The 6,705-nt window shown below is 61.9% G+C and carries 7 protein-coding genes; 3 read left to right on the forward strand and 4 right to left on the reverse strand.

Annotated elements, in window-relative coordinates; genetic code table 11:
* The first annotated feature begins 9 nt into the window (after nt 1–9).
* Both ABI660_RS15470 and ABI660_RS15475 read left to right on the forward strand, forming a co-directional pair.
* On the forward strand, nt 10–660 hold the full coding sequence (locus ABI660_RS15470; RefSeq protein WP_348069616.1) for a Maf family nucleotide pyrophosphatase: 651 nt from the start codon (nt 10–12) through the stop codon (nt 658–660).
* Complete coding sequence (locus ABI660_RS15475) at nt 657–1,424, forward strand: SAM-dependent methyltransferase (RefSeq protein WP_348069618.1); 768 nt, start codon at nt 657–659, stop codon at nt 1,422–1,424. The genes ABI660_RS15470 and ABI660_RS15475 overlap by 4 nt, the downstream gene beginning before the upstream one ends.
* 139 nt (nt 1,425–1,563) lie before the next feature.
* On the opposite strand, the gene ABI660_RS15480 is transcribed toward ABI660_RS15475, so the two are convergent.
* The 4 genes from ABI660_RS15480 to ABI660_RS15495 are packed head-to-tail and all read right to left on the reverse strand — an operon-like array spanning nt 1,564 to nt 4,783.
* Entirely contained in the window at nt 1,564–2,622 is a 1,059-nt protein-coding gene (locus ABI660_RS15480; RefSeq protein ID WP_348069620.1) for a S49 family peptidase, read from the reverse strand.
* A gap of 9 nt (nt 2,623–2,631) precedes the next feature.
* Nucleotides 2,632–3,009 (reverse strand): Rieske 2Fe-2S domain-containing protein, encoded by a 378-nt coding sequence (locus ABI660_RS15485; protein ID WP_348069622.1) that lies wholly within the window; start codon nt 3,007–3,009, stop codon nt 2,632–2,634.
* Between the two features lie 24 nt (nt 3,010–3,033).
* A complete protein-coding gene (locus ABI660_RS15490; RefSeq protein ID WP_348069624.1) occupies nt 3,034–3,702 on the reverse strand; it encodes an HAD-IA family hydrolase in 669 nt (222 codons plus the stop codon).
* The gene (locus tag ABI660_RS15495) at nt 3,674–4,783 is read right to left on the reverse strand and encodes an RluA family pseudouridine synthase (protein ID WP_348069626.1); all 1,110 of its coding nucleotides are present in this window, start codon (nt 4,781–4,783) and stop codon (nt 3,674–3,676) included. The genes ABI660_RS15490 and ABI660_RS15495 overlap by 29 nt, the downstream gene beginning before the upstream one ends.
* A gap of 637 nt (nt 4,784–5,420) precedes the next feature.
* Here ABI660_RS15495 and ABI660_RS15500 point away from each other — a divergent pair.
* The coding region (locus tag ABI660_RS15500) for an Rne/Rng family ribonuclease (protein WP_348069628.1) at nt 5,421–6,705 on the forward strand (1,285 nt) is incomplete at its 3' end.

The raw sequence follows: 6,705 nt of genomic DNA on the forward strand, positions 1-6,705 counted from the left end.
AATCGCAGCATGAACCCTGCACCTCTCCCCGATGCCCGCACCGGTATCGCCCCCATCGCGAAACGCCCGCTGATACTGGGCTCGACTTCGCCCTACCGGCGTGAATTGCTGCAACGCCTGCAGACGCCGTTTGAGGTCGTTTCGCCTGACGTGGATGAAAGCCCCCTGTCGGGTGAAGCCCCCGCGACACTGGCCCGGCGACTGGCCTTGGCCAAAGCCAGGGCAGTGGCCGCCAACTTCCCGGAGGCTGTGGTGATCGGCTCCGACCAGGTGGCGGACCTGCAGGGTCAGCCGCTCGGCAAGCCTGGCAACCATGCCAATGCCGTGATCCAGTTGCGCCGCATGAGCGGCCAAAGTGTTGTGTTCCAGACTGCCGTTGCTGTGGTGTGCCTGCAAACCGGGTTTGAGCAAACCGACCTGGCGGCAGTGAAGGTGCAGTTCCGCACGCTCAGCGACGAGGACATTGAAAACTACCTTCAGGCCGAACAGCCTTACGACTGTGCCGGCAGCGCCAAAAGCGAGGGCTTGGGCATCGCCTTGCTCGAAGCCATTGAAAACGACGATCCCACCGCGCTGGTCGGCTTGCCCCTGATCCGCACCTGTCGCATGCTCCGGGCAGCAGGCATTGCGCTGCTGCCGGCCCGCCAGGAGCCCGCATGACAGCCGCGCCCAAAGGACGGCTTTACCTGGTTCCTGCGCCGCTGGACTTCGGTTGCGACACGCAAGCTCCTTTGCAAGACGTCATGCCGCTGGGCACGCTGCAGATCGCCGCGACGCTTTCCTGCTGGATTTGCGAGAACGCCAAGAGCACGCGCGCCTACCTCAAGCGGGTAGGCGAGGTGCAGCCGCTGCAGCAGCCCATCCAGGCACAGCAGATCCAGGAGTTGCCGCGTGAAGTGCACAAAAAGGGCGACCACGGCGGCAATTTCGACGCACGGCCCTTGCTGGCGCCGGCCCTGGCAGGGCAGGACATGGGGCTGGTCAGCGAAGCCGGTATGCCAGCCATTGCCGACCCTGGCTCGTCAGTGGTGCGTGCCGCGCACGACCTGGGCTTGCAGGTCGTGCCGCTGGCCGGGCCCATGTCGCTGGTGCTGGCACTGGCGGCCAGCGGCCTGAATGGCCAGAACTTTGCGTTTGTCGGCTACTTGCCGCAGGACGGGGGCGAGCGCAGCCAGCGCATACGCGAGCTGGAATCGCTGGCCCTGAAGACTGGCCAGACCCAGATTTTTATTGAAACCCCTTACCGCAATGCCGCGCTGCTGCAGGCGCTGCTGCAGACGCTGCAGCCGGGTACGCGGTTGGCCTTGAGCTGCGGCCTGAGCCTGCCTGGCGCATGGTCGCGCAGCGCTTCAGCGAGCACCTGGAAACGCGACAAACCTACCGCGCCGCTAGCCTTGCCAACAGTGTTTTGTATTGGGCGCTGAAAGCGTGGGGAGGTGAAGGCCAGCTTCAGCAACCACTCTCGGGGCAGGTAGCGAAGCAAGCGAACTTGGGGCTTTCACTTCAAGCAGGGGCCCCCTCGGGGGCAGGGAGTTACGCGAAGCGAACGACCGTGGGGGCCATTCAACGAATCGAGGGAATCGCTTTCAGCGTCTGGATGGCGCCCGCGCCTATGGCAGCACCAAATTTCTTGGCCAGGCGTTCAGCCACGTTTTCGCGGCGCGTGTAGTCGATGATCTCTTCGGTCTTGACGATTTCGCGCGCGACATAATCGAGCGAACCCAACTGGTCAGCCAGCCCCAGCTCGATGGCCTGCTGGCCGGTCCAGAAAAGGCCGCTGAACATCTCTGGCGTTTCCTTGAGCCGCTTGCCGCGTCCATTCTTCACCACGGCGATGAACTGCTGATGGATCTGGTTCAGCATGGTCTGCGCATAGGCACGCTGCTGCTCGGTCTGCGGGCTGAACGGGTCCAGGAAACCCTTGTTTTCACCCGCTGTCATCAGGCGGCGGTCCACGCCCAGCTTCTCCATCAGGCCGGTGAACCCAAAGCCGTCCATCAGCACGCCGATGCTGCCGACAATGCTGGCTTTGTTCACAAAGATCTTGTCGGCTGAAGCGGCGATGTAATACGCCGCCGAGGCGCAGGTTTCCCCCACCACCGCATACACCGGCTTGTTGTGCTTGGCCTTGAGGCGAACAATTTCATCATTCATCATGCCGGCCTGCACCGGGCTGCCACCGGGGGAGTTGATCAGCAGCACCACGGCTTTGGCGCCCTCGTCCTCAAAGGCGGCGCGCAGGGCTGCGTTGACAAATTCGGCGCTGGCGTCGGCACCGTCTGCAATTTCGCCCTTGATCTCGACCACCGCCGTATGTGGCACGCTGACGTTATTGGACGATGCGCCGCGAGACAGTGCAAACCAGACCAGAAAGATGAAAAAAGCCAGCCAGGACAGACGCACAAAGGTCTTCCAGCGGCGCGTGGCTTTTTGCTCATTGAGGGCCGCAAAAGCCAATTTTTCAAGCGTCACGCGCTCCCAGCCGGGGCTGGAAACATCAACGCCAGCGCTGCGACCCGCTATGGTTTCAGGAGCTGCTTGCGCCCGTCCCTCAAGGGCTGAAGCCCGATTTGGATCGAAGTCGGAAACGTCGGAAGGGTCGGTGCGGTTTGAATCATTCATAAGGGTAGTTTAGAACTCCACGGTTTTTAATTTGTAGGACGTGTGCCAGAAAACAAGGCCGTCCGCTTCAGAAACATCAATTGTGACCAGCCCGCCCTGACAGGGGCCGCCGCTGCATTCTCCGGTGTCCGGCCGGTAGGCGGCGCCGTGGCTGGCGCAAAGCAGCCACTGGCCGCTGGCGTCGAACACGCGGTTGGGCTGCCAGTCCAGCTCCATCGCCACATGGGTGCAGCGGTTCAGATAGGCATGGGGTCGGCCCTCGAAGCGGATGGCAAAGGCGCGGCAGGTCTGGCCCGCATAGTTCACGTCGAAGGGCACAGCATCACCGCTGTCGGCAAGCTCTGCCGCAAGGCACAGAGGAATGAGGCTGGCGGCGGGATGGGGCATGGACGGTGGAAAACCAGGCACCAACTAAGCGTTATCCACCAGCCAGGCGTGCAGATCGCCAACGGTGGGCGCCACAAACCGCGGTTTGAGCGCATTAAAGCCGGTGGTTTCGTGCGCACCGTAACTGACACCCACACTGGCGCAGCCGGCGTTCAGTGCCATCTGCAGGTCGTGCGTGGTGTCGCCAATCATCAATGTGCGTTCGGGGCTGACACCAAACTCTTCCATCAATTCGTGCAGCATGCGCGGGTGCGGTTTGCCTACGGTTTCGTCCGCGGTGCGCGAGCCGTCAAAACGATTCTTGAGCTCCACAGCCTGCAAGGCTTCGTCCAGCCCGCGGCGGCTTTTGCCCGTCGCCACGGTCAGGAGATGGCCGCGTGCCTTCAGCGCGTCCAGCAGAGGCAGCACACCTTCAAACAGGACGATGTCGTTCTGGTGGCCCATATAGTGGTGACGGTAGCGCGCGCCGAGCTCGGGGTATTTTTCAGGCGGCACGTCCGGTGCGGCATGCGCCAGCGCCTGCATCAGGCCCAGGCCGATCACGTAACCGGCCGCCTCGTCCGTGGGCACGGCGCCTCCCACGTCGCGCACCGCCGCCTGGATGCAGCGCACGATGATTTTGGTGGAATCGAAGAGCGTGCCATCCCAGTCGAAGGCAATCAGGTCAAAGGTCGAAGGCTTGGGGTTTGGCATGGGCAATGAAACTCTCGAGATCAAGGGGCAGCGCGGCCAGCAAATCGATGCGTTTGCCGCTGGATGGATGGGTGAACTTTAACCGCCAGGCATGAAGAAACATGCGTTTGAGGAACGCGCCATCCGCTTCTTTTTGCAAGGCCTTGTTCAGCTCGAAATCACCGTATTTATCGTCGCCGGCAATCGGGTGGCCGGCGCTGGCCAGGTGCACACGGATCTGGTGCGTGCGGCCGGTCTTGATGGTGACTTCCAGCAGGGTGAAGTCGCGCCCTGCCAAGCCCAGCGCGGAGCCGACCTTGACCAGCGTCACCGCGCGCATGGCGTCGGGATGCTCTTTGGCCACCACGCGAACGCGGCGCTCGCCATCAGGAAGCAGGTATTTTTGTAGCGGCTGATCCAGCACTTTTTTGTTGGCCGCCCAGACGCCGCTGACCAGCGCGAGGTAAATCTTGTCGGTTTCGCGCTCGCGAAACTGCTCCTGCAGGTTTTTCAGCGCCATGCGTTTTTTGGCCACCAGCAAAACACCGCTGGTTTCGCGGTCCAGCCGGTGCACGAGCTCCAGGAATTTTGCCTCCGGCCGCGCCATGCGCAGCTGCTCGATCACACCAAACGCCACGCCGCTGCCGCCGTGCACGGCCACGCCGGCAGGCTTGTCGATCGCCAGCACGTGTTCGTCTTCAAACAGGATGGGAAATTCACGCGAAGGCGCAAAACCACCCACCGTGGAGGCAGCACCGTGCCGGGCCACTTCCATCGCCATGGCCCGCGCCTTGTCATCGGCCCGCTCCGAAGTACGCACCGGCGGCAGGCGTACCACGTCGCCGGCTTCCACCCGGGTGTCTGCATGCGCCCTGCCCTTGTTGATGCGCACCTCACCGCTGCGGATGATGCGGTAAACATGGGTTTTTGGCACGCCCTTGAGCTGGCGGATCAAAAAATTGTCCAGGCGCTGGCCGGCAAAATCGGCGTCCACGGTCACCAGTGTGGCTTGGGGCGCGGTTTTGCCGGCCGGATCTTCCGATTTTTCGGGCAGCACCGGCAGTGCGGGAGACAAGGCGGGAGCAGCGGCGCGGACAGCCACTGGCGCCGCCGGGGGTTTACCCGGACGCCGTGTTTTGGCTGAACCTGCGCCTATAATGTGTTTCACTAGCGACAAGCTGTAAGTGGTTGATTTGTCTGGGAGTTTAGTCCACACACTCATCAAGCCACTGCCAACAGCCTTGCTGGAAGGTCGATGCCACTGGCGGCAGATACCCGCAAGCGCACGGTGCCAGGCACCCCGCGGCGGAAATATGCAGTGCAGACGAGTCGACGTTATGCGAATACAACTACGGAATACGATGTGTGCAGCCCCGCAGGCTGCATACGGATCCAGGTGAAATCTGGTCTATACATGGGTAGCCTCTTGACAACACTGGCAGCACTGATTTTTTTATGCCTGCGGCGCATTTTTGCCCCGCTTTCAGGCATAAATCAGCCGTCAGCCCTTGTCCTGCGGGCGCAAGCAGCTACTGTTTTGGTAGCGAACACCTGTCAGACCCCGGCTCACCCCATCCACGCGCCTACGCCCAGACTGTTCAGCGACTGATTTTTTCAGTCGCCGTAGCTTCGTCAAAAGCTCTCCGGCAATTCCCCACGTTCGCACAGCGTCTGCTCCGGCGTCGTTTGCCCAATTTTTGGGCAGTGATGTTTGAGAACAGAAGAACGAAGGAAAACCCATGAAACGCATGCTGGTTAATGCCACCCAGTCGGAAGAACGCCGCCTGGCCATTGTCGATGGACAAAAACTCCTCGACTACGAAATTGAAATTGAAGGCCGCGAACAGCGCAAGGGCAACATCTACAAGGCCGTCGTGACACGCGTCGAGCCTTCGCTCGAAGCCTGTTTTGTCGACTACGGTGAAGACCGCCACGGCTTTTTGCCGTTCAAGGAAATCTCCAAGCAATACTTCGCCCAGGGCGTATCCGTCAGCCAGGCACGCATCCAGGACGTGATCCGCGAAGGCCAGGAAATCCTGGTCCAGGTCGAAAAAGAAGAACGTGGCAACAAGGGCGCCGCCCTGACCACCTTTGTCTCGCTGGCCGGCCGTTATGTCGTGCTGATGCCCAACAACCCGCGCGGCGGTGGCGTCAGCCGCCGTATCGAAGGCGAAGACCGGGCCGAGCTCAAGGAAAACATGGACCAGCTGGAATACCCGGCCGGCTCCAGCATCATTGCGCGCACCGCCGGCATTGGCCGCAGTGCCGCCGAACTGCAGTGGGACCTGAACTACCTGATCAAGCTGTGGACCGCGATTGACGGTGCCGGCAAAGGCGGCAAGGGCGCTTTCCTGATTTACCAGGAATCCAGCCTCGTGATTCGCGCGATCCGCGACTACTTCAACAGCGACATCGGCGACATCCTGTTCGACACCGACGACGTCTACGAGCAGGCGCGCCAGTTCATGGCCCACGTGATGCCCGAGCACGAGCACCGCGTCAAACGCTACCGCGATGACGCACCGCTGTTCTCGCGCTTCCAGATCGAACACCAGATCGAGTCGGCCTATGCACGCACCGTGCAGTTGCCTTCTGGCGGCGCCATCGTGATCGACCACACCGAAGCGCTGGTGTCGGTGGACGTCAACTCGGCCCGCGCCATCAAGGGCGGCGACATTGAAGAAACCGCCACCCGCACCAACCTCGAAGCCGCCGACGAAGTTGCGCGCCAGATGCGTTTGCGCGATCTGGGCGGCCTGATCGTCATCGACTTTATCGACATGGAAGAGTCGCGCAACCGCCGCGACGTTGAAAACCGCCTGCGCGATGCGCTGCGCCAGGACCGCGCGCGCGTGCAGTTCGGCACCATCAGCAAATTCGGCCTCATGGAAATGAGCCGCCAGCGCCTGCGTCCGGCGCTTAACGAAGGTGCTTCGATTCCCTGCCCGCGTTGCGGCGGCTCCGGCCATATCCGCGACACCGAAAGCTCGGCGCTGCAAATCCTGCGCATCATCCAGGAAGAGT

Source organism: Polaromonas sp., assembly GCF_039930745.1.
Classification (GTDB): domain Bacteria; phylum Pseudomonadota; class Gammaproteobacteria; order Burkholderiales; family Burkholderiaceae_C; genus Polaromonas.